At 69.9% G+C, this 25,114-nt stretch carries 19 protein-coding genes, 1 rRNA gene and 2 pseudogenes; 2 read left to right on the plus strand and 20 right to left on the minus strand.

The window, feature by feature from the left end; all coding sequences use genetic code 11:
• Nucleotides 1-303 precede the first annotated feature (303 nt).
• From ACFVBH_RS23820 to steA, 12 genes and pseudogenes are all read right to left on the minus strand, one after another.
• Nucleotides 304-2,124, minus strand: a complete 1,821-nt coding sequence (locus ACFVBH_RS23820) for a hypothetical protein (protein ID WP_379004506.1) — start codon at nucleotides 2,122-2,124, stop codon at nucleotides 304-306.
• Between the two features lie 135 nt (nucleotides 2,125-2,259).
• Entirely contained in the window at nucleotides 2,260-3,678 is a 1,419-nt protein-coding gene (gene der, locus ACFVBH_RS23825) for a ribosome biogenesis GTPase Der (RefSeq protein WP_379004508.1), read from the minus strand.
• Complete coding sequence (gene cmk, locus ACFVBH_RS23830; protein WP_354988034.1) at nucleotides 3,675-4,343, minus strand: (d)CMP kinase; 669 nt, start codon at nucleotides 4,341-4,343, stop codon at nucleotides 3,675-3,677. Before cmk ends, der begins: the two co-directional genes overlap by 4 nt.
• 65 nt (nucleotides 4,344-4,408) lie before the next feature.
• Nucleotides 4,409-5,221, minus strand: a pseudogene (locus ACFVBH_RS23835) (pseudouridine synthase); the annotation flags it as partial.
• Nucleotides 5,222-6,106: 885 nt separating this feature from the next.
• A complete protein-coding gene (gene scpB, locus ACFVBH_RS23840) occupies nucleotides 6,107-6,769 on the minus strand; it encodes an SMC-Scp complex subunit ScpB (RefSeq protein ID WP_354988033.1) in 663 nt (220 codons plus the stop codon).
• Between the two features lie 254 nt (nucleotides 6,770-7,023).
• The gene (locus tag ACFVBH_RS23845) at nucleotides 7,024-7,881 is read right to left on the minus strand and encodes a segregation/condensation protein A (RefSeq protein ID WP_354987983.1); all 858 of its coding nucleotides are present in this window, start codon (nucleotides 7,879-7,881) and stop codon (nucleotides 7,024-7,026) included.
• 50 nt (nucleotides 7,882-7,931) lie between these two features.
• The gene (locus ACFVBH_RS23850; RefSeq protein WP_354988032.1) at nucleotides 7,932-8,825 is read right to left on the minus strand and encodes a ParA family protein; all 894 of its coding nucleotides are present in this window, start codon (nucleotides 8,823-8,825) and stop codon (nucleotides 7,932-7,934) included.
• A 191-nt stretch (nucleotides 8,826-9,016) separates the two neighbouring features.
• On the minus strand, nucleotides 9,017-9,937 hold the full coding sequence (gene xerD / locus ACFVBH_RS23855; protein WP_379004511.1) for a site-specific tyrosine recombinase XerD: 921 nt from the start codon (nucleotides 9,935-9,937) through the stop codon (nucleotides 9,017-9,019).
• 130 nt (nucleotides 9,938-10,067) lie between these two features.
• Nucleotides 10,068-10,709, minus strand: coding sequence for an NUDIX hydrolase (locus tag ACFVBH_RS23860; RefSeq protein ID WP_354987981.1), 642 nt, complete (start codon nucleotides 10,707-10,709; stop codon nucleotides 10,068-10,070).
• A 246-nt stretch (nucleotides 10,710-10,955) separates the two neighbouring features.
• Nucleotides 10,956-12,725 (minus strand): CTP synthase, encoded by a 1,770-nt coding sequence (locus ACFVBH_RS23865; RefSeq protein WP_354987980.1) that lies wholly within the window; start codon nucleotides 12,723-12,725, stop codon nucleotides 10,956-10,958.
• Between the two features lie 120 nt (nucleotides 12,726-12,845).
• Nucleotides 12,846-13,766, minus strand: a complete 921-nt coding sequence (locus ACFVBH_RS23870) for a copper transporter (protein ID WP_379004515.1) — start codon at nucleotides 13,764-13,766, stop codon at nucleotides 12,846-12,848.
• A gap of 7 nt (nucleotides 13,767-13,773) precedes the next feature.
• Nucleotides 13,774-14,985, minus strand: a complete 1,212-nt coding sequence (gene steA, locus ACFVBH_RS23875; protein WP_379004517.1) for a putative cytokinetic ring protein SteA — start codon at nucleotides 14,983-14,985, stop codon at nucleotides 13,774-13,776.
• A gap of 160 nt (nucleotides 14,986-15,145) precedes the next feature.
• Here steA and ACFVBH_RS23880 point away from each other — a divergent pair, with 160 nt between their 5' ends.
• The gene (locus tag ACFVBH_RS23880) at nucleotides 15,146-15,565 is read left to right on the plus strand and encodes an SRPBCC family protein (protein ID WP_354991861.1); all 420 of its coding nucleotides are present in this window, start codon (nucleotides 15,146-15,148) and stop codon (nucleotides 15,563-15,565) included.
• A gap of 187 nt (nucleotides 15,566-15,752) precedes the next feature.
• Here ACFVBH_RS23880 and recN read toward each other — a convergent pair whose 3' ends face one another.
• Genes recN through ACFVBH_RS23900 form a run of 4 tightly spaced genes read right to left on the minus strand, consistent with a single transcriptional unit; the run spans nucleotide 15,753 to nucleotide 19,726 of the window.
• Entirely contained in the window at nucleotides 15,753-17,525 is a 1,773-nt protein-coding gene (gene recN, locus ACFVBH_RS23885; protein WP_379004520.1) for a DNA repair protein RecN, read from the minus strand.
• Complete coding sequence (locus tag ACFVBH_RS23890) at nucleotides 17,503-18,477, minus strand: NAD kinase (protein WP_354991643.1); 975 nt, start codon at nucleotides 18,475-18,477, stop codon at nucleotides 17,503-17,505. Before ACFVBH_RS23890 ends, recN begins: the two co-directional genes overlap by 23 nt.
• Nucleotides 18,474-19,439, minus strand: a complete 966-nt coding sequence (locus tag ACFVBH_RS23895) for a TlyA family RNA methyltransferase (protein WP_379004523.1) — start codon at nucleotides 19,437-19,439, stop codon at nucleotides 18,474-18,476. The genes ACFVBH_RS23890 and ACFVBH_RS23895 overlap by 4 nt, the downstream gene beginning before the upstream one ends.
• 2 nt (nucleotides 19,440-19,441) lie before the next feature.
• Nucleotides 19,442-19,726, minus strand: coding sequence for a hypothetical protein (locus ACFVBH_RS23900; protein WP_354991641.1), 285 nt, complete (start codon nucleotides 19,724-19,726; stop codon nucleotides 19,442-19,444).
• Between the two features lie 89 nt (nucleotides 19,727-19,815).
• Here ACFVBH_RS23900 and ACFVBH_RS23905 point away from each other — a divergent pair, with 89 nt between their 5' ends.
• Entirely contained in the window at nucleotides 19,816-20,574 is a 759-nt protein-coding gene (locus tag ACFVBH_RS23905; RefSeq protein WP_379004525.1) for a class I SAM-dependent methyltransferase, read from the plus strand.
• Between the two features lie 135 nt (nucleotides 20,575-20,709).
• Here the strand turns inward: ACFVBH_RS23905 and ACFVBH_RS23910 are convergent, their stop codons facing one another.
• The 4 genes and pseudogenes from ACFVBH_RS23910 to rrf all read right to left on the minus strand — a co-directional run.
• Nucleotides 20,710-21,147, minus strand: a complete 438-nt coding sequence (locus tag ACFVBH_RS23910; RefSeq protein WP_379004527.1) for a GNAT family N-acetyltransferase — start codon at nucleotides 21,145-21,147, stop codon at nucleotides 20,710-20,712.
• Between the two features lie 296 nt (nucleotides 21,148-21,443).
• The gene (locus ACFVBH_RS23915) at nucleotides 21,444-22,358 is read right to left on the minus strand and encodes an HAD-IIA family hydrolase (RefSeq protein WP_354991638.1); all 915 of its coding nucleotides are present in this window, start codon (nucleotides 22,356-22,358) and stop codon (nucleotides 21,444-21,446) included.
• Nucleotides 22,359-22,755: 397 nt separating this feature from the next.
• Nucleotides 22,756-23,673: pseudogene (locus tag ACFVBH_RS23920) on the minus strand (hypothetical protein); the annotation flags it as partial.
• Between the two features lie 1,350 nt (nucleotides 23,674-25,023).
• Nucleotides 25,024-25,114 (minus strand): 5S ribosomal RNA (rrf, locus tag ACFVBH_RS23925); the annotation flags it as partial.

Raw genomic sequence — 25,114 nt, forward strand, 5'->3', positions numbered from 1 at the left:
CGACGTTCACACCCGATCGCGAGCGCGCCCCGGAAACCGCGCGACCCTTGCTAATTCGCGACACGAATGCGGGCGGACGCCGACGGGGAGGCGGCGCGATGGAGATGCGGCGAAGACGCGCGGCCACGGCCTACCGGACCGGGCTCGCCCGGGAACCGCGCGATCCCTTGCTCATTCGCGGCACGATCGCGGGCGGACGCCGCCAGGAGGGCGGTGCGGCGGGGACGGCGCGCCGGCACGCGGCCGCGGCCCAAGTGTCGGTGCGGCGATGTCGGCGGTGGGCGTGGGGCGCGATGTGCGGGTTCACTTCGGGGCGGGAGGGGTCGTGCCGCCGTGGGAGCGGGAGACCTCGCGGGGATCGGTGGCGCGGAACGACTCGAGCAGGGCTCGGGCCTGGGCTTCGGGATCGGCGGGATCGGCTCGGACGGTGAAGCCGAATTGGCGGGGTTGGGGTTCGGTCGTCGAGAACAGGTAGACGCGGGCGCGGTCCAGATCCTGCACCCAGGCGGAGATCCAGCTGATGGAGCAGTTCCAGCGTTCCAGGATGCCCGGATCGGCGCGGAGGCCGCGCAACAGCAGGCGGCTCAGGGTGCGGGCGGGCCACTCCCAGTCGGTATTCCGCTCGGCGAGATCGAGTTCGCGGTCGTATTCGGATGCGGGAAAACGCATCTCGGGTGGCGGGTCACCCTCACCGGTGTTGTCCCACTCGCACCAGAGGACCTCGTCATCCTCTCGGACGATGGTGACATACAGTGCGCCGCCGGACCCTTCGGTGCTGTACGCGGCCGCGAGCCGCACCCTGCGTCGCTCTCCGGTCGCCCGCAGCTGGCCTTCGAGCAGATTCTCCGGCGGCTCGGAGTGTCCGTGCGGGAAGGCGGTGGCGATGACAGGATGGCCATCGACCAGAACTCTGACCTCGGTATTTCCACAGACGTCCCGGCCGGGTAGCGCCGGGCTGACGATGCGGATCTCGAAGCGGCTCTGCCCTTCTCGAAGGTCCGCCCGAACGCGCGGGACGGGCGGCGCTGCGAGCTGATCGCGAATCCAGCGCGCCCGCCAGAGCGTGTGCTCGTGGTTTCGCTCGCGGGCCCACTCGAGAGCTCCCCGCAGACAGGACTCCCACGGCTCCGAACTCAGCCCGGTCCGCATACGCTCCAGCAGCGACTCCCGCTCCCCCCGCTGCCATTCCAGGCCCGCCGCCGCGCCGGTGCGCATGTCCTGGATGAGCGCCGCGAAGGCGCCCATACGCGGCAGCGAGGGTTCCATGGCGGGCAGATCGTCCGCCAGCAGCGCGAGCACCCGGCGGGCGTCCGGATAGTTCTCGATCTCGGTGCGGTAGTCCCGATGGGAGATCAACTGCACCATGATGGCCAGCGCCTGATCGCGCAGCCGATCGTCGCGGCCGTCCTCGGCCAGTGCGTCGGACAGCCTGGTCACCCTGGCGATCTCGCGGGCCTGGACGCTGCCGCCGGGTCCCTCGGCGATGAAGGCGTTGCGCAAAAGCCATTGCCGCGCGGCGGGATCCGCCTGCTTCACCAGGGCGTTCATGACCAATATGCGCTCCCGGCGACGGGTGCGCTCGCCCAGCCACACGAGATCGAAGGCCGCGCCGGGCACGGTGCCCAGTATCGATATCGCGCGTTCGGCGCACCACGGCAGCAGGGCCATCGTGCGCAGCAGGGGAATATCGGCGGGGGCGGCACAGGATTCGAGCAGCCGCAGACCGACCAGGACGGGTCGGGGATCACGGCCGTGGCGCACCAGCCAGGCGCCCACCTCGCGGGCCCGGGCCGGAGCAGGCGCCCCGACGGCGGGCAGGGGAATCAATCGACGGGTGAAACGCAACGCGGAGATCTCGATCTCCGGATCCGCGAGAGCGTCGTGCAGCCGGGGCAGGGATTGGTCCGGCCCGGCGAAGAACGTGGTCAGGATCTCGGACACAGCGGCGCGGCTCTGCGGGCCGGTCCGTGAACCTCGTTCGCGCACTTGATGTTCGAGCGCGTCCATGCGGGGGTCGCCGCTCTTGGGCAGCGGGGAGTCCGGGCTGCGCAGATGCAGGGCGGTGATGTGGTCGAACAGGGAATCCGGGTGCTCGAGCGCACTGCGCTCGCGGGGTGCACTCACCGGGGAAGGGTGGTCTCGATTCTCTCGATCATGCGATCAACCATAGCCGGGCGGGATCGGACCGCCAAGGGAGAATGCGAAAGGCCCTCGGCCGCAAGTGGATTCACTCGCGATCGAGGGCCGGTCGAGGCGCCGCTACTTCTTGCCCCGGTCCCGCTTCTCACGCACGCGCACGTTCACGCGCACGGGCGAGCCGTCGAAGTTGAACTCCTCGCGCAGCTTGCGCTCGATGAAGCGGCGGTAGCCCGCCTCGAGGAAGCCGGTGGTGAAGAGCACGAACGTCGGCGGGCGGGTCGACGCCTGGGTGGCGAAGAGCACGCGGGGCAGCCGGCCGCCGCGCATCGGCGGCGGGGTCGCGGCCACGACCTCCTTGAGCCAATTGTTCAGGCGGCCGGTCGAAATGCGCTTGTCCCACGAATCCAGGGCGGTTTCCATCGCGGGAACCAGCTTCTGGACCGCGCGACCGGTGTGCGCGGAGATGTTGACCCGCTGCGCCCAGCGGACCTGCACCATCTCGCGGTCGATCTCCCGCTCGAGCTGCTCGCGCCGGTCCTCGTCGACCAGATCCCACTTGTTGTAGGCGATGACCAGCGCGCGGCCGGTCTCGGCCACCATGGAGATGACGCGCAGATCCTGCTCGGTCACCGGCTGCGAGGCGTCGATCAGCATGACCACGACCTCGGCGGCCTCCATGGCCGACTTGGTGCGCAGCGACGCGTAGAACTCGGTGCCGCTGGCGTTGGCGACCTTGCGGCGCAGACCCGCGGTGTCGACGAAATTCCAGGTCTTGCCGCCCAATTGGACCAGCGAGTCGACCGGGTCGACCGTGGTGCCCGCGACATCGTGCACGACCGAACGTTCGGCGCCCGACAGCTTGTTCAGCAGACTGGACTTGCCGACGTTCGGCTTGCCGACCAGCGTCACGCGGCGCGGGCCGCCGACCTGGCCGGTGCCTTCGCGCGGGGTCTCGGGCAGCACGGCCAGAATGTCGTCGAGCAGATCACCGGTGCCGCGACCGTGCGCGGCGGAGATCATCTTGGGCTCGCCCAGACCCAGCGACCACAGCTCGGCCGCATCGGATTCGATCTTCTGGTTGTCGACCTTGTTGGCCACCAGGATGACCGGGGTCTTGGACCGGCGCAGCACCTTGGCCACCGCTTCGTCGGTGGAGGTGGCGCCGACCGTGGCGTCCACGACGACCAGGATGGCGTCCGCGGTGCTCATGGCGACCTCGGCCTGGCGAGCGACGGACTGCTGCAGGCCCTTGGCGTCGGGCTCCCAGCCGCCGGTGTCCTGCACCAGGAATCGCCGTCCGGACCAGTTGGCCTCGTACGAGATGCGGTCGCGGGTGACGCCCGGGACATCCTCGACCACCGCTTCGCGACGGCCAAGAATGCGGTTCACCAGAGTCGATTTGCCGACGTTCGGCCGGCCGACAATGGCCAGGGTGGGCATGGCGAGGAACTCGCCACTCTCCTCGCCTTCGAGTTCGGCTATCTCCCAGTCGGATTCGTCCGACCAGATGCCGTCACCGGCGAAGGTGTCCTGCGTCACTGCGATCCTCCTGCCGAAATCTGCTGCCGCACAACGCGATACAGCTCGTCGATAACCTCGTCCTTGTTCAGCTCGCTGGTGTCGACCAGAATCGCGTCCTCGGCGGGACGCAGCGGGGACACCTTGCGGGTGGAATCGAGGTTGTCGCGGCGCTGCACATCGGCCAGCACCGCTTCGTAATCGTCGCCCCGGCCCTCGGCGACGTTCTGCGCGTTGCGGCGCTGCGCCCGAGCCTGCGCGGACGCGGTCAGATAGATCTTCACGTCGGCGTCGGTGAGCACGACGGTGCCGATGTCGCGGCCCTCCACCACGATCCGGCCCGCGGCCGCGGCGATCTCGCGCTGCATGGCGACCAGCAGGTCGCGCACCTCGGGCACCGCGGATACGGCGGACACGGCCTTGGTCACCGCGTCGCCGCGGATCTCCGAGGACACGTCCTCACCGTCGAGCAGAATGACCTCGCGGCTCGGATCGTTGCCGATGGTCAGCGGCAATTCCTTGACCGCCACCCCGATCGCGGCGGCATCGTCCAGATCCACGCCGCTGCGCAGCACGCGCAGCGTCGCGACCCGGTACATGGCGCCCGTATCGAGATAGCTCGCCTGCAGGCGCGTGGCCAGCAGGCGCGAAACACTGGACTTGCCGGTGCCGGACGGGCCGTCCATGGCAACGACAAGCGACGAACTACCCGTCACCGCACCGGTCCTGTCGATCAGAGAACCCACACCATTCACAACGACACCGCCTCGTAGAGCTTCCCGATTTCGTCCCGGCCCAGCACCCGCAGCGCACCCGGCCGCTGATCGCCCAGGGCGACCGGGCCGATATGGGTGCGCACCAGCGCGATGACCGGATGATCGACCGCGGCCAGCAGCCGGCGAACGATGTGCTTGCGCCCTTCGTGCAGGACGACCTTGACCAGCGAACGGCCCTGACCGACCTCGAGCACCACGAACTTGTCGACCTTGGCCGGGCCGTCCTCCAACTCCACGCCCTCGCGCAGCAGCTTGGCGACCTGACGCTCCTTGACCTCGCCGTTGACTGTGGCCAGGTAGGTCTTGGACACCTCGAACGACGGGTGCATCAGGCGGTGCGCCAGATCGCCGTCGTTGGTGAGCAGCAGCAGGCCCTCGGTGTCGGCGTCCAGGCGGCCGACGTGGAACAGGCGCTGACCGGCGGCGACCCGCTCGGCGACGATATCGCCGACGCACGGGCGGCCCATCTCGTCGCTCATGGTGGACTGCCAGCCCTTGGGCTTGTTCAGCGCCAGGTAGACCTGCTCGGCCCGAACCACGACGCGCACGCCGTCCACGCGCACCACCGCGTTCTGCGGGTCGATGCGCAGACCCTGCTCGCGCACGATCTTGCCGTCGACCTCGATGCGACCGGCGTCGATCATCTCCTCGGCGGCGCGGCGCGAGGCCACACCCGCCTTGGCGAGCACCTTCTGCAAACGCTCGCCCTCGCCCCACGGCAGCTTCTTCGGGCCGCCGGCCTCGGGCTGATCGACGTGCTGGTGCCGGGCGGGCTTGGCGTTGCTCAGCAGCACCGACACGTCCGGCGAGGGCCGATGCACCTTCTTGGCAGCGGGCTGCGCGCTGGGCGCGGAGGGGCGGCCGAAACCGCTGCGGCCCTGCGCGCCTCGGGCGTCGCCGCCGCGCGGAGCGGAAGAATTGGTGCGAGCCGACGGGGCCGCGCCGCGCGAATTGCCGCGCGCGCCTTCGTAGGAGCCGCCGCGGGTCGAGCTGCCGCCCCGCGAGCCGTCGTAACCACCGCCGCGCGAGGAGTTTCCGTCACGCGAACCTTCGTAGCCGCCGCCACGCGAGGAATTACCGCCGCGTGCACCCTCGTAACCGCCACCGCGCGAAGCGTTTCCGCCGCGCGAACCGTCGTAGCCGCCGCGGCCGGAGTTGCCGGAGTTGCCGCCGCCACGCGAACCTTCGTAGCCGCCGCGGCCGGAGTTGCCGCCGAACGACCGCGATTCGCCGTAGCCCGAACCGCCCCGCGCGCCGCCGCGCGAGTCGGAACCACCACGCGAACCGTAGGAATCGGAGCCGCCGCGCGAACCGCCGTACGACCCCGAGCCGCCGCGCGAGCCCTCGTAGGACGAACCGGCGCCGCGCGAATTGCCGCGCGAGCCTTCATAGGAGCCGGCGCCGCGCGAACCACCGCGCGAGTTGTCGTAGGAGCCGGCGCCACCGCGCGAACCGCCCCGGGAATCGCCGCGGCCGGAGCCGCCGCCCCAGGACTGCGCGTCGCCACGAGCTCCGCTCCGCGGTGCGGACGCACCGCGCGAGCCATAAGAATCGCCACTTCGGGCGGACCTGTCGGCCCTGCCTCGGGTCGGCTGGGACCCTCTGGGTTCGTAACCCTTACTGCGTTCCGGTGTGCCATCTCGGCGAGCGGGAGTATTCACGATGTCCTTGTTTCAATCCTCGGCGCCGAGGTCGATGTCCGCCTCGGCTGGTTTTTTCAGCCTGGTGTACCGGGGGTCGGTCTCCAGGCTCTCGTTGATCTCGTCGATCAGGTCGACGCCCGGAAGCAAGGGCGCCAACGGCGGCAACTCCGCCAGGGACGGGAGTCCGATCCGTTCCAGGAACAGTTCGGTGGTGGCGTACCGGGTGCCATTGGTATCCGGGTCCGTACCGCTTTCCGTGATCAGTCCCCGCGCCAGCAGGGTGCGGATCACGCCGTCCACATTCACTCCGCGCACCGCACTCACACGGGCTCGGGTAACCGGTTGACGGTACGCGATGACCGCCAGTGTTTCCAAAGCGGCGCGGGTCAGTTTCGAGCGCGCGCCATCCAACAGCATACGTTCCACGTAGGGCGCGAACTCCGTCCGCGTGTAGTAACGCCAGCCGTCCCCCACGAACCTGAGATCCATGCCACTGCGCCGCACGGTCAGCTCCGCCGACATCTCCCGCAGCAGGGTCTCCACCCGCCGCGCGGTGTCGTTGACCGCTGCCGCCAGCAGTTCGACGGGCGCGGGCGCGTCCACGACCAGCAGCATCGCCTCGAGCGCCGACCGCAGCTCGTCCTCGTCGAGGGCGTCGAACTCCCCCGCCTCCGCCTCGTCCCCGAAGTCCAGCCGCGCCTGCCCCGGCGCCTCGGCCGCCGCGGCGGGAGCGTGTGCGGATTCACCTGTGATATCCGCGTCAGCATGCGCCGGGCCCTCGTCCGCGACGCCGGACGAGACATCGGCGGCCGCCGAATCGGCGGTGCCCGCCTCGGAGTCCGTCAGCACGGGGTCGCTCGAATCCGTTTGCGCGGTGGTCGCGACGGGGTCGGCCGCGCCGGCCTCGACGTCACCGGCATCGTCGCCGGCAGCGCGCACTGACTCGGTCACCCGTAATCCTCCTCGATCGTCACCGGCTCGGCCGGTTGGTCCGCGAGCTCGCCGATCCAGCTGATCGCCAGCGGGCCCAGGGGGTCGGGCTGGTCGAACTCGATGGTTTTGCCACGGTAGAGCTCGAGCAGGGCCAGGAAGCGGGCGACGATCTGCACCGGCACCTCGCAGTCGGCGCACAGCTCGGTGAAGCTCGTCCAGCCGCCCGCACCACGGCTCTTCAGCATCTCGAGGACCAGGGCCGCCTGTTCGGCGACCGAGACCGAGTGCTGATGAATGTGATCGAGCCCGACGGTGGGCACCGGGCGCGGGGTGAACGCGGTCGCGGCGACCTCCGCGAAGGCCGCGGCATCCACCCCCAGGGTAACGTCCGGCAACAACTCCAGGTAGCGCTCCTCGAGCGAGACCGCGCGCGGATAGCGTTGCAGCGCAGCGGCCTCGAGTTCGCCGAGCAATTCGGCCACCTGTTTGAAGGCGCGGTACTGCAGCAGGCGCGCGAAAAGCAGGTCGCGAGCCTCCAGCAATTCCAGATCGTCCTCGTCCGAGACCTCGCCCGAGGGCAGCAGCCGCGCGGCCTTCAGATCGAGCAGGGTCGCGGCCACCACCAGGAACTCGGTGGTCAGGTCCAGGATCTTGTCCGCGCGCAGGCCCTGTTCCCCGGACATGCTCGCGGTCAGCGCCTTGGTGTAGGCGATGAACTCGTCGGTGACCTTGTGCAGCGCCACCTCGGTGACGTCGAGCCGACGCGAGGCGATGAGCTGCAGCAGCAGGTCGAAAGGGCCCTGGAAATTGGTGAGCCGCAGGTGAAATCCGGTCTTCGCGCCGGAATCGGCCTCGCCTTCGGCGGTGGGCACGCCGGTTTCTCCGTCCGCGGTATCGGCAGCGGACGGCGCAGCCGCATCGCTCAACGGCCCGACCGGTGAATGACTTCCCGCGCCATCGCCCGATACGCTTCCGCGCCACCGGATTTCGGCGCCCACGTGGTGATCGGCTCACCCGCGACGCTGGCGTCGGGGAAGCGCACGGTGCGCGAGATCACGGTGTCGTAGACCAGGTCACCGAACACCTCGACCACGCGCGTCATGACCTGGCGCGAATGCAGCAGACGGGCATCGAACATGGTGACAACGATGCCGTACAGGATGAGGGACGGATTCAACCGGTCCCGCACCTTCTCCACGGTGTCGTTGAGCAGCGCCAGCCCGCGTAGCGAGAAGTACTCGCATTCCATGGGAATGATCACACCGTCCGCGCAGGCGAGCGCGTTCACGGTGAGCAGACCCAGCGAGGGCTGGCAGTCGATGAGGATGTAGTCGTACCGACTGCGCAGCGGCGCCAGTGCGCGGCCCAGGGTGTGCTCGCGACCGACCTCGTTGACGAGCTGGATCTCCGCCGCCGACAGATCGATGTTGGACGGCAGCAGATCCATGCCGTCCACCTTGGTGTTCATCCGCACCTGGTCCACGCTGATCTTGCCCGGCCCGACCAGCAGGTTGTGCACGGTCAGATCGAGATCGTGATGCGCGACCCCGAGCCCGGCCGAGAGCGCGCCCTGCGGATCCAGATCCACCAGCAGCACCCGGCGCCCGTATTCGGCCAGTGCCGCACCGAGATTGATGGTCGAGGTGGTCTTGCCCACCCCGCCCTTCTGGTTGCACATCGCCACGACCAGCGCGTCCCCCGTGTGGTCGGCCTCCGGCGGGTCCGGGATGTCGCGCAGCGGGCGCCCGGTCGGACCGAGCTCCGGGCTGCTGGCCACATCTGCGGCTTCCCACAGGGTTTGCGCGGCGGTCTCGATCCGCTGGCCCGCACCACCGGCTTTCGTCACGTCCGCTACTCCTTCGACGTACCTGCCCTTGCCCGCCCGACCGAAAGTGCCGGTGGGGACGCGCCCGACCGCGTGTGCGGCCGGGTCACCAATAGACGCTACCGTCTGTCAGCGTAAGACCCACGTTCGGACACGCACCCTAAAGCTGCACTTCAGCCCCGCTAGCGGGCACGTGGATGGGCGGTTGCCCACACCTCGTGGAGCGTGCCGACAGTCACCAGAGTGTAGATCTGCGTTGTGGTTACGGAGGCATGACCGAGTAACTCCTGCACCACGCGTACATCCGCGCCACCGTCCAGCAGATGCGTGGCGAACGAATGCCGCAGCGTGTGCGGGGAGACGCCGGCGGCGATTCCGGCGCGTTCGGCCGCGGAATGCAGTACCTGCCAAGCGGTTTGGCGAGTGAGCCGGCCGCCGCGGTGATTGAGGAAGAGCGCCGGGGTGGATCGGCCGCGACTCGACAGCTCGGGCCGGCCGCGCACCAGGTAGGCGTCCACCGCGGCCAGCGCGGGCCGCCCGATCGGCACCATGCGTTGCTTACCGCCCTTGCCGCGCAGCACGACAGCGCGCTCGGCGGTGTCGATGTCGTCCACGTCCAGGGCGGTGATCTCGGAGATGCGCGCACCGGTGGAGTAGAGCAATTCCAGCAGCGAGCGGTCTCGCAATCCGCGTGGCGCGTCGGGGCCCTCCGCACCGGCGGCGTCCAGCAAACGTGAGATCTGGTCGTACGGCAGCGCTTTGGGCAGGCGGCGGGCGGGAGTCGGCGGCTTGACCGGATGCGCCACATCGGCCTCGGTGACACCCTCGGCGACCGAGAAACGATGCAGGCCGCGGACCGCGACCAGGGCGCGCGCGGCCGAACTGGCCGCCAGCGCGGCATGATCCGCGTCACCCGCGCGCAGCCACACCACGAAATCGGATATATCGGACTCGCGAACGTCGGTGAGATCCGCCACCGCACGGTCGGTCAGAAAATCCAGATATCGGCCCAGATCGCGCCGATACGCGCTGAGCGTGTTGCGCGCCATACCGCGCTCGACCGTCAAATGGTCCAGGTAGGCGTCGATTCGGCGGCTCAGCACGCTGCCATGATGGCACCGGCCACCGACAACGGACGGCACCTCGACCGGCCCGCGCGTCTCCCGGCGGAACGCGATCGACTCGAAATGCCCTGACCAGCACCGCAGCTCGGCGGGCAGTGCCGCAATCCCGCTATTTTTCAGCGGCTTTGCGGTCCAGGAACTTCGTGGGCAGGCCGGGCCAGGGTGCGTCGGCGGGGCGGGGCTCGAGGCCGGCGGCGCGGGCGGCCAGCAGCGCGGTGACACCCGCGACCGCGGTGGCGTTGGTGATCTCACCCGCGAGGGCCCGGCGCGCGGCCTCGGCCACCGGCACCCGCAGCACCTGCAGGTCGGCTTCCTCGTGCTCGGGTTCGGGCTGTTCGGTCTCGTACAGGCCCGAGGCCAGGTAGATCCGCAGCGCCTCGTCGGTGAAGCCGGGCGAGAGCTCGATGTCGACCAGCACCGACCAGTCGCGCGCGGCCAGCCCGGTCTCCTCGGCCAGTTCGCGCTTGGCCGCGTGCAGCGGATCCTCCCCCGGCTCGTCCAGGAGCCCCGCGGGCAGCTCGAGCAGCCGGCGGCCGACCGGGTGGCGGTACTGGTTGATCAGCACCAGGTTGTCGTCCTCGTCGACCGCCGCCACCGCCACCGCGGCGTGATGCTCGATCACCTCGCGCTCGGCGACCCGCCCGCCGGGCATGACCACCTGATCCAGTCGCAGCGCCAGAATCGCGCCCGTGTACACGGTGCGGCTCGAGGCGATGTCGAAGTCGTGCGTGCCGGGCGCGGATTCAGCCATGAGCCAACTGTATCCGCCCCCTCCGGGCGCACTCCGCGGCCCGGGGAGGACCGCCGCGACCCGCGCCCCGTGCGAACGCGACCGGCCTCGCCGCGCAACACGACCAACTGTTCGGCCACGCCCGCCGTCCCGGTCGACGACCCGGCCGCGAGCGTCGGGGCGAACGCGAACCGGCCCGGTCCCGAACCCCCGAGGGACGTTCGAGACCGGGCCGGTGTGGCAGCGGCGGCGGTGCGCCGGTGACCGTCAGCTCTTGACTTTGTCGCCCTTGGCGGCCTTGGCCGACGAGGCCTTGCCCGTCGCGGGCTCGGCCGCTGGAGCGGGCTCGGGAGCCAGCTCGACCGGAAGCTGTTCGGCCGCCTTGTACTTCAGCGCGGCCGAGATCAGCGCCGCGAACAGCGGGTGCGGACGGGTCGGGCGGGACTTGAGCTCCGGATGCGCCTGGGTGGCGACGAAGAACGGATGCCGGTCCTGCGGCAGCTCCACGAACTCGACCAGGTGGCCGTCCGGGGAGGTTCCACTGAAACGCAGGCCGCTCTTGGCGATCTTGTCCCGGTAGGTGTTGTTGACCTCGAAGCGATGGCGGTGCCGCTCGGACACCTCCGTGCTGCCGTAGGCCTGCGCCACCACCGAATCCTGCTCCAGCACCGCCGGATACGCGCCCAGGCGCATGGTGCCGCCCAGGTCGGCCTCACCGGCCACGGCCTGTTCCTGATCGGCCATCGTGGAGATGACCGGGTACTTGACGTCCGGCTCGAACTCGGTCGAGTTGGCGTCGTCCAGGCCCACCGAACGCGCGGATTCGATCACCATGCACTGCAGGCCCAGACACAGGCCCAGGGTGGGAATGCCGCGGGTGCGGGTGAACTTGATCGCCCCGACCTTGCCCTCGATGCCGCGAATGCCGAAGCCGCCCGGAATGAGCACGGCGTCGACGTCGGCCAGGTGCGTACGCGCGCCGGCCTCGGTCTCGCACTCGTCGGACTGCACCCAGCGGATGTTCACCTTGGCGTGCGAGGCGAACCCGCCGGCGCGCAGCGCCTCGGTGACCGAGAGGTAGGCGTCGGGCAGATCGACGTACTTGCCGACCAGCGCGACGGTGACGTGCTCGCGCGGGTTGTGCACCCGATCGAGCAGATCGCCCCACACGGTCCAGTCCACATCGCGGAACGGCAGGCCCAGGCGGCGCACCACGTACGCGTCCAGGCCCTCGCGGTGCAACACCTTGGGGATGTCGTAGATCGACGGCGCGTCCGGGGTCGAGATGCAGGCATCCACGTCCACGTCGCACATGAGCGCGATCTTGTTCTTGAGCGGTTCCGGCACATCGCGGTCGCAGCGCAGGATCAGGGCATCGGGCTGGATGCCGATATTGCGCAGCGCCGCCACCGAATGCTGGGTCGGCTTGGTCTTGAGCTCACCGGAGGGACCCAGGTAGGGCACGAGCGTGACGTGCAGGAAGAAGCAGTTGTCCCGGCCGACCTCGTGGCGGATCTGACGCGCCGCCTCGAGGAACGGCTGCGATTCGATATCGCCGACGGTGCCGCCGATTTCGGTGATGACCACATCGGGGATCTGGCCGTGCAGGTCCGGCTCCGCCATGGCGGTGATCCGGGCCTTGATGGCGTCGGTGATGTGCGGGATGACCTGCACGGTGTCGCCGAGGTACTCGCCCCGGCGCTCCTTGGCGATCACGGTCGAATAGATCTGACCGGTGGTGACATTCGCGATCCCGGAGAGATCGCGATCGAGGAAGCGTTCGTAGTGACCCACGTCGAGGTCCGTTTCCGCGCCGTCCTCGGTCACGAAAACCTCTCCGTGCTGGAAAGGATTCATCGTGCCTGGATCGACGTTGAGGTACGGATCCAACTTCTGCATCGTCACGCGCAAACCGCGAGACGTGAGCAGCTGACCGAGGCTGGAGGCGGTCAGACCCTTACCGAGTGAAGAGGCAACGCCACCGCTGACGAAGATGTGTTTCGTGGCCGCGCGCGCCGGAATCCGTGATTGACCCACGGGACTTCACGGTAACACGAACCCCGGATGCCGATCGAATGCCACGCGCGGGACATCCGCTCGATTCCGGCCCGGCGGCCGCCGTTAACGCGAATATTGCCCGTCGGCGGCCGGATCCGGTCAGTGCGGCATCGCCACGACTGTGAGCGAGGTCGCGGTGGCCCCGGTGCCGTATCGCCCGGTGCCGCCGTTCAGCTGTTCGGTGAGCCCGAGCACGGTGGTGATGCGGCCGATCTGATGGTCAACATTGTCCACGGTCGTGATCGTTGCCAGCGGGGCCTCCGAACGCGCCACGGCGATCGCGCCGGGCCCCTCGGCCGCGCCGTAGCGACCCGCCAGCACCACTCCGGCCGAATGTGCGCGCAGGCCGGCGGCGAAGCGCGCCAGGATGGTTCCGCGATTGCTCTCCGGCGCGCGGGCGCCGTCGCCGGCCACCACGACCGACAGTTGCGCGGGACCCTGCACATCGGAGGTGAGGAAGCCGCCGCCGCGCAGGGTCTCCAGGGCGAGACCGCGTTCGGGGTCGGTGCCGCGCGGCTGCCCGGTGGCCGGATCGGTGAGCAGCACCTGGCCCAGCAGATCACCGGCCAGGCTGCCCTGGTCCGGGGCGTCGATGCGCAGTTGCCCGCCAGCGGGCACCACGTTGGTGAGCGCGGTGCGCAGCCGGTCGCTCTCGCCGGAGTCGGTGAACGCCTCGGCGAGGGTGACCCGGCCGGTGACCGCGGCGCCCGCGGCCAGCAGCGCCGCGGTCACCGAGTCGACATCGGCGGAGTCGGCGTCCGGGGCGGCGAACACCAGGACGCTGCGCCCGGCGAGGTTGCCCGCGAGCAGTTTGCCCGAACTGCCGGACAAGAAGTCGTCGGCGGCGCGCAATTGTGCTGTGAGACGGTCGTTTTCCGCGATGAGCGCGTCACTGCCGGGGCGGTCGCCCTTGCCGGGGATGAACCCGTCCGACCTGGTCTGACTGCCGAGGACCACGCCGACCGCGAGGGCCAGGAAGATGGCGGCGATCGAAACAGCATGGTGGCGAAAGGAAAGCACGACTCCCCTACCTGATTCCGTCGATCGTGGTCTGAATCCACAGCCAGGTGCGATCCCAGGCGTTGGTCACCCAGTCGAGCACCTCGGTACCCATGTGGGTGGCCAGCATCGCCACGATCAGCGCCACCAGCGCGGCCAGCACCACCAGGGCGATCGCCCAGCCCGAACCGCGCTGCCGGTACAGCACCGCAACGGCTTTCGCGTCCATGAGTTTGGTGCCGATCTTCAATCTGGTGAGGAAGGTGGCCGGGCTGGAGTCGCGCCGGCCGCGATCGAAGAACTCGTCGAGCGAGACCGCGGCGCCGGCGGTGACGATCAGGCTCGCACCGTGGTGATCGGCCAGCAGCAGCGCCAGATCGGCCGGCGCGCCCGAGGACGGGAAGGTGGTCGCGCCGATGCCCAGGTCCTGGATTCGTTCCAAACCCTTGGCGTGCCCGTCGGTATCGGCGGGCAGGATCACCTCGGCGCCGCACTTGAGGGTGTTGGCGGTGATCTCCTCGGGATCGCCCACGATGAGATCGGGACGGTAGCCGTGCCGGACCAGGGTGTCCGCGCCGCGGCCGACGCCGATGAGGATCGGCGCGTACTCCTTGATGAAAGGCTTGATGCGCTTGAGATCGTCGGCGTGATCGGGTCCGTCGGCGACCACCACGACGTGCTTCTTGCGCATGTCCACCGCGACCTCGGGCACGCCGATACCGTCTATCAGCAAAGAGCTTTCGGTCCGGATGAACTCGATGGTGTTGCCGGAGAAGGCTTCCAGGTGATCGGCCAGCCCGTTGCGGGCCTCGATCATGCGCTCGGCGATACCGAGTTCGGTGAGCTCGATGCCCTCCACGAGCGCTTCGGGTTCCTTCTTGATCGACCTGTCGGCGTAGACGATGCCGCCGTCGACGCGAACCTTCGCGCCGTCCTTGATCCGGGTGAAGACATCGGAGCTGACCGCGTCCAGCAGCAGGACGCCGTTGGCCACCAGCACCTCCGGACCCAGATTCGGGTAGCGGCCGGAGATGGAGGGCGAGGCGTTCACCACCGCGGCGACCCGGGCCTGCACCAGCCGGTCGGCGGTCAGCCGGTCCAGATCCATCTCGTCCAGGACGACCACGTCGCCCGGTCCGACGCGCTGCAGCAGACGCCTGGTGTTGCGGTCCACCCGGGCCGGCCCCACGATTCCGGGGAGCGTTTCGGAGCTACGCGACAGCAGTCCCAGCATCTTCATAGCAACTGATGATTATCGGAAAGTCTCAACCTGTGGTGGAGGCGCGCCGGGCTGCCGCATTCGTCACTGTGATGCCACACCAGTCACAGTGATGCCGGTATCCGTGAACATCCGGTACAGATATGCTCCGGTCAACGGTTCGAGAGGAGACACCACCGTTATGGTCAGCACCACCGTCGATACTGTCCTGAACGCCCCGCGCGACGTCGTCTACAAGCTCTTCACCGAGCGCGACGGCATTTCGAGCTACATGCCGATCCAGATCGTGCTCAAGAAGCCGGGCGCGGGTAGCCCGTCCGGCGTGGGCGCGCAGTACCAGCTGGGTCTGGGCCCGGTCGGCGTCACCGAGGAGACCGTCGAACTGGTCCCCAACGAGCGCTTCGTCTACAAGATCGTCAAGGGCGCGCCGGTGAAGCGGCACTACGGCACCGTCACCTTCGCCGACGCACCCGGGGGCACCCGCGTGGTCTACACGATGGAGTCCGAGCCCAGCCTGCCGCTGCCGGGCAAGGTGCTGGAGATCGGGCTGCGCGCGCTGATCAACCAGTTCCTGGCAGGCGCCCGCAAGGCCGTCAAATAGGCATTGCCGGGCACATGATCGGCTGATCCGGCGCGAGCCGCACCGCCGCGCGACAGCCCGAGGTCGTCCACGACCCGGAACCGCGCGGCGCGAGAGGTGTTCCGCAGCGCGCCGGAAGCGGTGAATCCGATGCGAACGGCCCCCGAACACGGTGTGTTCGGGGGCCGTTCGGCGTCGTGCGGGCGAATCAGTGTGCGGCGGTGACCTTCTCCGCGTCCGCCGTGGTGAGCAGTTCCCAGGCGTGCGCGCGGCCGGTCTCGGTGTCGTCCAGGCCGGCGAGCATGCGCGCCAGCTCCACGACGCGCTCGTCGCGGGTCAGCGAGCGCACCCCGGAATTGACGCCCTTGCCGTCGTCGACCTTGTCGACCACCAGGTGCGTGTCGGCGAACGCCGCCACCTGCGGCAGGTGGGTCACCACGATGACCTGGTGGGTGCGCGCCAATTGCGCCAGGCGACGGCCGATCTCGACCGCGGCCCGACCGCCCACGCCGGCGTCGACCTCGTCGAAGACCATGGTGGTGCCGTGCTCGGAACTGGCCAGCACCACTTCCAGCGCCAGCATGATGCGCGAGAGCTCACCGCCGGACGCGCTGCGGCTCAACGGCAGCGGCTGCGCGCCCGAATGCGCGGCGAGCCGGAATTCGACCTCGTCCACGCCCGTCGAACCGGCGTGCAACTCCTGCCCGTCCACCAGCAGCGGCGCGGAATCCTGCGCAGCGGCCGGAACCGGGCGCACCCCGACCTCGAGCCGGGCCCGGCCCATGGCCAGCCCGCTCAGTTCGGCGCTGACGGCGGTGGCCAGCTTGCCCGCGGCCTTGCTGCGGGCGACGGTGAGCTTGCGGGCGGCCTCGCGCACCTTGTCCGCGGCGGTCTCCACCTCCGCGGCCAGGGCGGCCAGCGCCTCGTCCGAGACGTCCAGCGATTGCAGGCGGGTTCTGGACTCGTCGGCCCAGGCGATGACGCCGTCGATGTCCGGCGCGTATTTGCGGGTCAGCGTCTTGAGTTCGGCCTGCCGGGTGAGCAGCGAATCCAGTGCGCCCGGATCGGACGGCAGATCCGACAGGTAGGAACTGAGTTCGGTCGTCATGTCGACCACCACCGACAGCGCCTCGCCCAGCCGGGGGGCCAGCGCCGTCAGGGCCGGATCGTCGGCGGCCTCCAGGCGGGCGCGCGCGGTGCCCAGCAGATCCAGCGCGCCCGAGCCCTCGCCGGGCGTGTCCGACGGACCTGCCAGGGCGTCGTGCGCGGCCGCGGCGGCCTCGCGCAGCGAATCCAGATCCGAGAGCCTGCGCACCTCGATCACGATCCGCGCGTCCTCGTCGGGTTCGGGTGCGATGGAGTCGATCTCGTTGAGCGACTGGGTCAGATGATCGGCCTCCAGGGCCAGTTCCCGGCTGCGCGCGGTGCGCTCGAGCAGCTGATTGCGCGCCTCGAGCCAGGTGCGGCGCACCTTCTGGTACTTGCGCAGCAGCGGCGCGACGGCGTCGGAGGCGAACTGGTCCAGCGCGTGCAACTGCTGATCCGGCCGTTGCAGCCGCAGCTGATCGTTCTGCCCGTGCACCGTCAGCAGCGGGGTGGTGAAATCCGAGAGCACCGAGGCCGGAACACTGCGGCCGCCCAGATGCGCGCGCGAGCGGCCGTCGCTGCCGACCGTGCGCACGGCGATGATGCTGCCGTCGTCATCGGTTTCCGCGCCGGAGGATTCGAGCACCTCCTTGACCTCGAGGATCGCGCCGTCGTGCACCGCGTCGACGGTGAACCGCCCCTCGACCACCGCCCGCGAGGCGCCCAGGCGCACCCGCCCGGGATCGGCGCGGGCTCCGCTGAGTAGGTGCAGGCTGGTGACCACCATGGTCTTGCCCGCACCGGTCTCACCGGTCAGGACGGTCAGCCCTTCATGGAATTGCGCGGTGGCGGTGGAAATTACGCCCAGCCCGTCAATCCTGATCTCTGTCAGCACTCGTGCTCTCCGTTCGCGCAGACGCTCGGCCTCGCCAGCCTGTCACGGGCAACTGGAATTTGCGCACCATCCGGTCGGCGAACGGCGCGGAATCGAGCCGCACCCACCGCACCGATTCGGTCCCGCGGACCGCCTCCACCCGGCCGCCCCGCGGCAATGCGAGGGTGCGACGGCCGTCGAGGAAAACTATCGCATCATGGCCCGTGGCAACGGTTTCCACCGCGATCCGGGAATCGGGGCTGGTCACCAGGGGTCGCGCGAACAGGGCGTGGGCATTGCTCGGAATCACCAGCAGCGCTTCGAGTTGCGGCCACACCACCGGTCCGCCGGCGGAGAAGGCATATGCGGTGGACCCCGTCGGAGTGGCCACCAGCACACCGTCGCAACCGAATGACGACACCGGGCGGCCGTCCACCTCGAGCACCACTTCGAGAACGCCCATGCGCGCGGCATTCTCGATGCTGGCCTCGTTGAGCGCCCAGCCCGAGTCGACGAGCACATCGTCGACACGCACGCTCACATCGATGGTCATGCGCTCTTCGATCGTGTAATCGCGGCGCACGACCTGCGATAGCGCCTCGTCCAGATGCTCGGCCTCGGCCTCGGTGAGAAAGCCGATGCGGCCCAGATTGATTCCCAGCACCGGCACCGAGGCGTTGCGAGCCAGCTCGGCCGCGCGCAGGAAGGTGCCGTCGCCGCCGAGGGCGAGCACCATCTCCGCGCCCACCGCCGCGTCGGGGGTGTGTGCCATGACGCGCACGGGATAGCCGCCGTCGGGCTCGCCCTGCTCGTCGAGATCGAAACGGGTGCTGTAGGCCTCGTCCTCGAGCACCCGCAGCCCGATACCGGCCTCGGCGAATATCTTGGCCGCCCGGTGCGCGGTCTCGGTGATCTCCGATCGCCCGGGATGCGCGACCAGCAGGACTTCCCGTCCGGTGCCCGGCGAATTCACTGTGGTCCCTCCTGAACCGCCCGATCGATCAACAGCCGCACGCGATCCCGCTCCGCCGGCCCGAAGGCGGTGAACGCGAGATCCGCGGCGGCGGCCGAATCCACTGCGGCCGACACAGTATCGGTTACGACCGACACGGTATCGCCACCGGCGGATTGATCGGCTTCTTGCTGCGCGACAGTATTTTCTCCCGCGGCGGGGGCTCCCGCCGCCTCATTACGCAACCACAGGAAGTACTCCACATTCCCGGACGGGCCGGGCAGCGGGCTGGCCACCACGCCCCGGGTACGCAGCCCCAGCTTCGCCGCGGCGGCCGCGACCTCGAGGACGGTTTCCGCGCGCAGCGCCGGATCGCGCACCACGCCACCGGATCCGAGCCGGTCCTTGCCGACCTCGAACTGCGGCTTGACCATGGGCAGCAGGTCCGCGCCGGGCGCACAGCAGGCCGCCAGCGCGGGCAGCACCAGGCCCAAGGAGATGAAGGACAGGTCGGCGACGACCAATTCGACTGTGCCGCCGATGAGTTCGGCCGTCAGTGCGCGAACGTTCGTGCGGTCGTGGACCAGCACCCGATCGTCGTTCTGCAAACGCCAGATGAGCTGGCCGTAACCGACATCGGCGGCCACGACCTGCTTCGCGCCCCGGCTCAGCAGCACATCGGTGAAGCCGCCGGTGGACGCGCCCGCGTCCAGGCAGCGCTTACCCTCGACCGAGACCCCGAGCGGTTCGAACGCACCGAGCGCGCCCAGCAGTTTATGCGCGCCGCGCGAGGCCCACTGCACCTCGTCGGGCTCGTCCCGGACCAGCAGCGGGGCACTGGCCTCGACGCCCGTCGCCGCCTTGGTGGCGACGCTGCCGTTGATCAGGACGCGACCCGCGGCGATCAGCTCGACCGCGTGTTCCCGCGATCGCGCCAGTCCGCGGCGAACCAGTTCCGCGTCCACCCGTGCGCGCTTGGCCACCTTCAGACCTTGTCCACCGTGGCCAGCGCCTGCACCAGCACGTCGTGCGCCTGCTCCAGAATGCGAGCGCGCCGAACGATATCCGTGCCGTCGGACGTGGATTCCCGTGCACCGGCCGTCAATTCGGTCAGCAGGGCGTCGACCTCCGCGCGTATCCGCTGCGGGTCGGCGAACTCCTGATGCGCGCCGGGCAGGTGCTGACCGGGCAACGGAGCCCCCGGGCGGGGCCCCTGACCGGGTAGCTGCGCGGCGGCGGCGCCGTACGGGGCAGGGCTTGGCGTACTCATGGTGGCGACAACGCTACCCGAACCCGCATTCGAACACACGTACCGTGCCGGGTCCGAGCGCACGACAGCTATCGGCGAGAATCGACCCCATGGAACGCACCTTCGAGGATCTGATCGCCGCCGCGGACGCGGTCTCGGTGGCCGGCTGGGATTTCTCCTGGCTGGCGGGTCGGGCCACCGAGGAGCGGCCGTCGTGGGGTTATCAGCGGCAGCAGGCGGGCCGGTTGGCGACCGCCCGGGCCGCGCTCGACATCCAGACCGGCGGCGGTGAGGTGCTGGCCGAGGCGGAGCGGTTCCCGCCGACGATGGTCGCCACCGAGTCCTGGCCGCCGAATCTGGCCAAGGCCACCGCGCTGCTGCATCCGCGCGGGGCGGTGGTGGTCGCCGATCCGGACGAACCGCCGCTGCCCTTCGCGGCCGACGCCTTCGACCTGGTCACCAGCCGGCATCCGGCGACCATCTGGTGGGACGAGATCGCCCGGGTGCTCGAACCCGGCGGCGTCTACTTCGCCCAGCACGTCGGACCGGCGAGCGTGTTCGAACTCGTCGAGTACTTCCTGGGACCGCAGCCCGAGGCGCGCAAGGGCCGCGATCCCGAACGCGAGGCGGCCGACGCGCGCGCCGCCGGACTCGAGATCGTGCAGTCCCGCACCGAGCGGCTTCGCATGGAGTTCAACGACATCGGGGCCGTGGTGTACTTCCTGCGCAAGGTGATCTGGATGGTGCCGGGCTTCACCGTCGCGCAGTACCGCGACCGGCTGGCCGAGCTGCACCGGTCGATCGAGGCCGACGGGCCGTTCGTCGCCTACTCGGCCCGAACCCTGGTCGAGGCGCGCAAACCCGCCTGACCGTGCCGGCTCACCTGCCGTCGGAGATGGTCGGCACGGTGGGGTTTCCGGACCGGCCCCACATGATGTCCACCCGACGGCCGCGGCTCGGATCCGCCGTTCGGTGGCCCGCTGCGACGTGCCCTCGCCGCCTGCTCACACCTCGACCGAGAAGTGATGCGAGGTGATCGCCAGGTGATGGCGCATATACAGACGGTGCGCCGCGGCACGGCTCGCGGCAACGCCGGAATCCAGGTGCACCGCTTCACAATCCAGCCGCGCGGCCTCGCCCTTCACCCAGCCGACGAGTTGGTCGGCGTATCCGTGACCGCGGGCTTCGGGGACGGTGCTGACGTCATCGACGTAGACGAACCGGCCCCACGCGGTCGAATGCGTGACGCGGAAACCCAGGATCGAGCGCGCGTAATCGGACGTGTCATCGAAGACACCGACCAGCCGGTACCCGGCGGGCCGCAACTGCTCGTCGACGAGCTGCGTGATCGCCTCGGCGCTCCCCCACCGCGGCCGCAACTCCAGCAGCGCCGGGCCGCCCAGCCCGGTCTCACCCGCGAAGATCTCCCGTAGTTCGCTCATGGCTCGACCGTAGTTCAGCGGGCGCGAGGGATCCGAGAGCCACTTCGCCCCAAGTCTCACGGACCAATTCGCGCTCCCCGTTCCCGCACACGCCCCATCACCGCGCGACATCCACGCTCAGCCGGTAACAGGACGCGGGTCGACAACCGTCACGGTGCGCGCACCAGAAAGCCCGCTCCGATGCCGACCGCGAATACGCTGGGAAACACACCAACCGGGAGTCGGGCTTCGATACCCGGGAGTGGGCTCCGCCTCCGCGACACGCAGCGCATCGTGCGGGCGGAGACGTCGCAGGGTTACGCGACGGGGGGCGCGGCCACCGGGATCGCGCGGCCCGGGTGCTCGGCGAAGAGCTTGGCCAGGGTCTCGGCGATGTCGGCGGAACCGGGGGCCACGGGGGCGATATCGGCGACCGGCTGGTTCAGGGCGTCGAGCGACTGCGACACGTAGGTGGGCAGGCGGTCCGCGGGCTGGGTGTTCAGGTCGGCCAGGGTGCTGACGCCGGTCAGGACCAGCAGGGAGGGCAGGCCGACGCTGTGGCCGCCGTCGATGTCGGTGTCGAGGCGGTCGCCGACCACCAGGGCGTCGCGGGTGCCCGCGCGCAGCAGGGCATCCTCGATCAGGGGGGCGTACGGCTTGCCCGCCACGATGGGCTCGCGATCGGAGGCGGTGCGCAGGGCGGCGACCATCGAACCGTTGCCGGGGGCAAGGCCGCGTTCGTTCGGGAGGGTGGCATCGGTGTTGGCCGCCACCCAGAGCGCACCCGCGCGCAGCGCGTAGGCGGCCTCGGCCAGATCGGCCCAGGCGGTCTGCGGATTGTGGCCCTGCACGACCGCGGCCGGGGCCACGCCGTTGAAACGGCGAATCGGCTCGAGTCCGACCGCACGCACCTCGGCGACGAGATCGTCGGTGCCGACCACGAGCACGGTCGCGCCCCGGTCCAGCCGGGAGGCCAGCAGACCGGCGGCGGCCTGGGCGCTGGTCACCACATCGTCTTCCGTTGCGGCATAGTCCAGTTCGCGCAAATGCTCGGCCACGGCGGCGGCCGATCGACTGGCGTTGTTGGTCACGTACATGAGCCGCTGACCCGGGCCGTCGCCGGATGAGTCACCCGAAAGCGCCTGCGGCGCACCGGGAACCACCTCGTGCCCGCGATAGAGCGTCCCGTCGAGATCCAGCAGTAGCGCGCCGAATCGATCCCGTAGCCGCATAGCGCCGCCCCTTCTCACTTCCCGGTCCCCGAGCGAACCGCCGCCCGTGCCGGGCGGCGGTCACGCCGAATGTCAGCTCTGCCCGCCGACTTCAGGACCGATCGTCATCCTTGGCCGCCTCGGTCAGGTCACCGGGCGGATCTTCGATGGTCGTCACGGCCGATGTACCGGCCGCACCGGCGGTTTCGGCCTTCGAGCCCGAATTCGCGGTGTCGTCATCATCGCCGAACTCGGCGGCGGCGGTGCCGGAATCGGCGGCATCGAGAACCTCGGGAGAGTCATCGCTCTCGTCGTCGTCCTCGTCGTCCTCGACCGCGGCGGTCCAATCCGGTTCGTCCGCTTCGTCTTCGGCGTCATCCTCGGTCAGAGTCCAGCCGCTGCCGTCGCCGCCCTCGGCCAGATCGGCGGCGCGCTCCTCGGCGTCGGTCTCACCGTCGGTGTCCGCGGACGCGGCGTTCATGAACCAGGTCAGCGATTCCTCGCTGCGACCGGCGGACAGCAGCGCCTCGGCGTACGCGTAGAACAGGCGCGCGGCGGCCGAACCGGTGCGCGCGGGATCGAGCTCGGCGGTCTGCAGCGTCACCACGGCCTGATCGAACTGGCCCAGGTCCATGCGGGCGCCGGCGACGACGATGCGCAGTTCGGTGGCCTCGTCGCCCTCCAGCAGCCGGGCCTCATCGCTGCGGCCCAGCTCGATGGCGCGCTCGGGACGGCCGAGTCCGCGCTCGCAGTCGGCCATGACGGCCAGCAGACCCGAGCCGCCGGACATGCGGCGCGCGGTCCGCAGCTCGGACAGTGCCTCGGCCCATTCGCCGGCGTGGTAGGCCGCGACACCGTTGGTCTCGCGGACCACGGCGATACGACCGGCCCGCTGCCGGGCGGCGCGTGCGTGCTCGAGCGCCAGCTCGGGATCCTCGCCCAGCAGCTGCGCCACCATGACGAGGTGCCGGGCCACGGTCTCGGCGTTGGACTTGTCCAGGCTCAGCAGATCGCGGCGAACCGCGGGCTCCAGGTCGGCGGCCTGCACGTCGTCGGGCAACTCGGGCTCATCGGGCCGACCGGCCCGCCGCTCGCTGCCACCGGACCGCGCACCCTCGCCGCCCCGGCGACGGTCGTCGCCGCCGGAGAACGAACGCTCGGCCCGCTCCGGGCGATTGCCGGCCGGGCGCTCGGCCCGGTCACCTTCACCGGAACCGCTGCGGCCGAAGCTCTTCCGCTCGTCACGATCGCCGCGCTCGGCCCGGTCACGGCCGCCCTCGTAGCCGCCGCGATTGTCATCGCGCTTGAAACCACCGCGGTCACCGCCGCGATCATCCGAACGCTTGAAGCCGCCACGATCGCCACCCCGATCGTCCGAACGGCTGAAGCCGCCACGATCGGAACCACGGTCGTCCGAGCGGTTGTAGCCGCCACGGTTGTCGTCGGAGCGGTTGAAACCACCCCGATCGCCGCCACCGCGATTGAAGCCACCGCTGCGCTCGCCACCGCGATTGTCATCGCGCTTGAAACCGCCACGGTCACCGCCGCGATCATCCGGACGCTTGAAGCCACCACGATCGTCCGAGCGGTTGAACCCGCCGCGATCCGAGCCACGGTTGTCGCCGCCACGGTTGAAGCCGCCGCGCTCACCACCGCCACCGCGGTTGAAACCGCCGCGGTTGTCGTCTCGGTTGTATCCGCCACGGCTGTCGCTGCCGCGGTTGAAGCCGCCGCGCTCGCCGCCACGGTTGTCATCGGAGCGGTTGAAACCGCCCCGATCGCCGCCACCCCGGTTGAAACCGCCGCTGCGCTCACCACCGCGATTGTCATCGCGCTTGAAACCGCCACGGCTGTCGCCGCCACGATTGAATCCACCACGGTCGGAGCCCCGGCTGTCGCCACCCCGGTTGTAGCCCCCGCGCTCGCCGCCACGGTTGTCATCGCGCTTGAAACCGCCGCGGTCGCCACCGCGATCGTCGCTACCGCGATTGAATCCGCCACGCTCGCCACGGTTGTCGCCACCGCGATTGAACCCGCCGCCGCGCTCACCGTCACGGCTGTCGCCGCGGTTGAACCCACCCCGGTTGTCGCCGCCGCGGCTGTACCCGCCACGCTCGCCGCCCCGGCTGTCGCCGCCACCGCGGTTGAAACCGCCGCGGCTGTCCTCGGAACGGTTGAAGCCGCCCCGGTCACTCCCTCGATTGTCGCGGTCGCCGCCGCGGCTGTAGCCGCCGCGATCGCTGCCCGCGTTGTCGCGGTTGAATCCGCCGCGGCCCGCGTTGTCGCGACCGCCCCGGCTGTCACCGCTGCGCTGGAACCCACCACCGCTGCGAGAGGAGCCGCCGTCGCGGCTGCCACCCTCGTTGCGATCCTTGCGGAAGCCCGATCTACCCTCGTCGCGCCGATCGCCGGAATTGTCGCGCGCCGGCCGGCCGCCGAAGCCGCCGCCCTGACCGGATCCACCGCTGCTCCGGCGGAAAGGTTTGCGGTCGTCGTTCTGCTCCGCCACGGTGAGCCCTCTCTATAGTTTGCCTGCGGTCCCGGCCCGCGGCGCTGGCGCGCGTGAGGGTCTGGCGGGAAGTCCCCGCCACCACAAATTCAATCACGCGCCGCTGAGCGTCCTAGCGGCACCGGGTGTAAAACGACGAAAGGGGACCCAAATCTGGGTCCCCTTTCGTGAAGGATGTTCCGGCGGTGACCTACTCTCCCACACCCTGTCGAGTGCAGTACCATCGGCGCAGGTGGCCTTAGCTTCCGGGTTCGGAATGGGACCGGGC

The sequence above is a fragment of the Nocardia sp. NPDC057668 genome, assembly GCF_042799795.1.
Lineage (GTDB): Bacteria > Actinomycetota > Actinomycetes > Mycobacteriales > Mycobacteriaceae > Nocardia.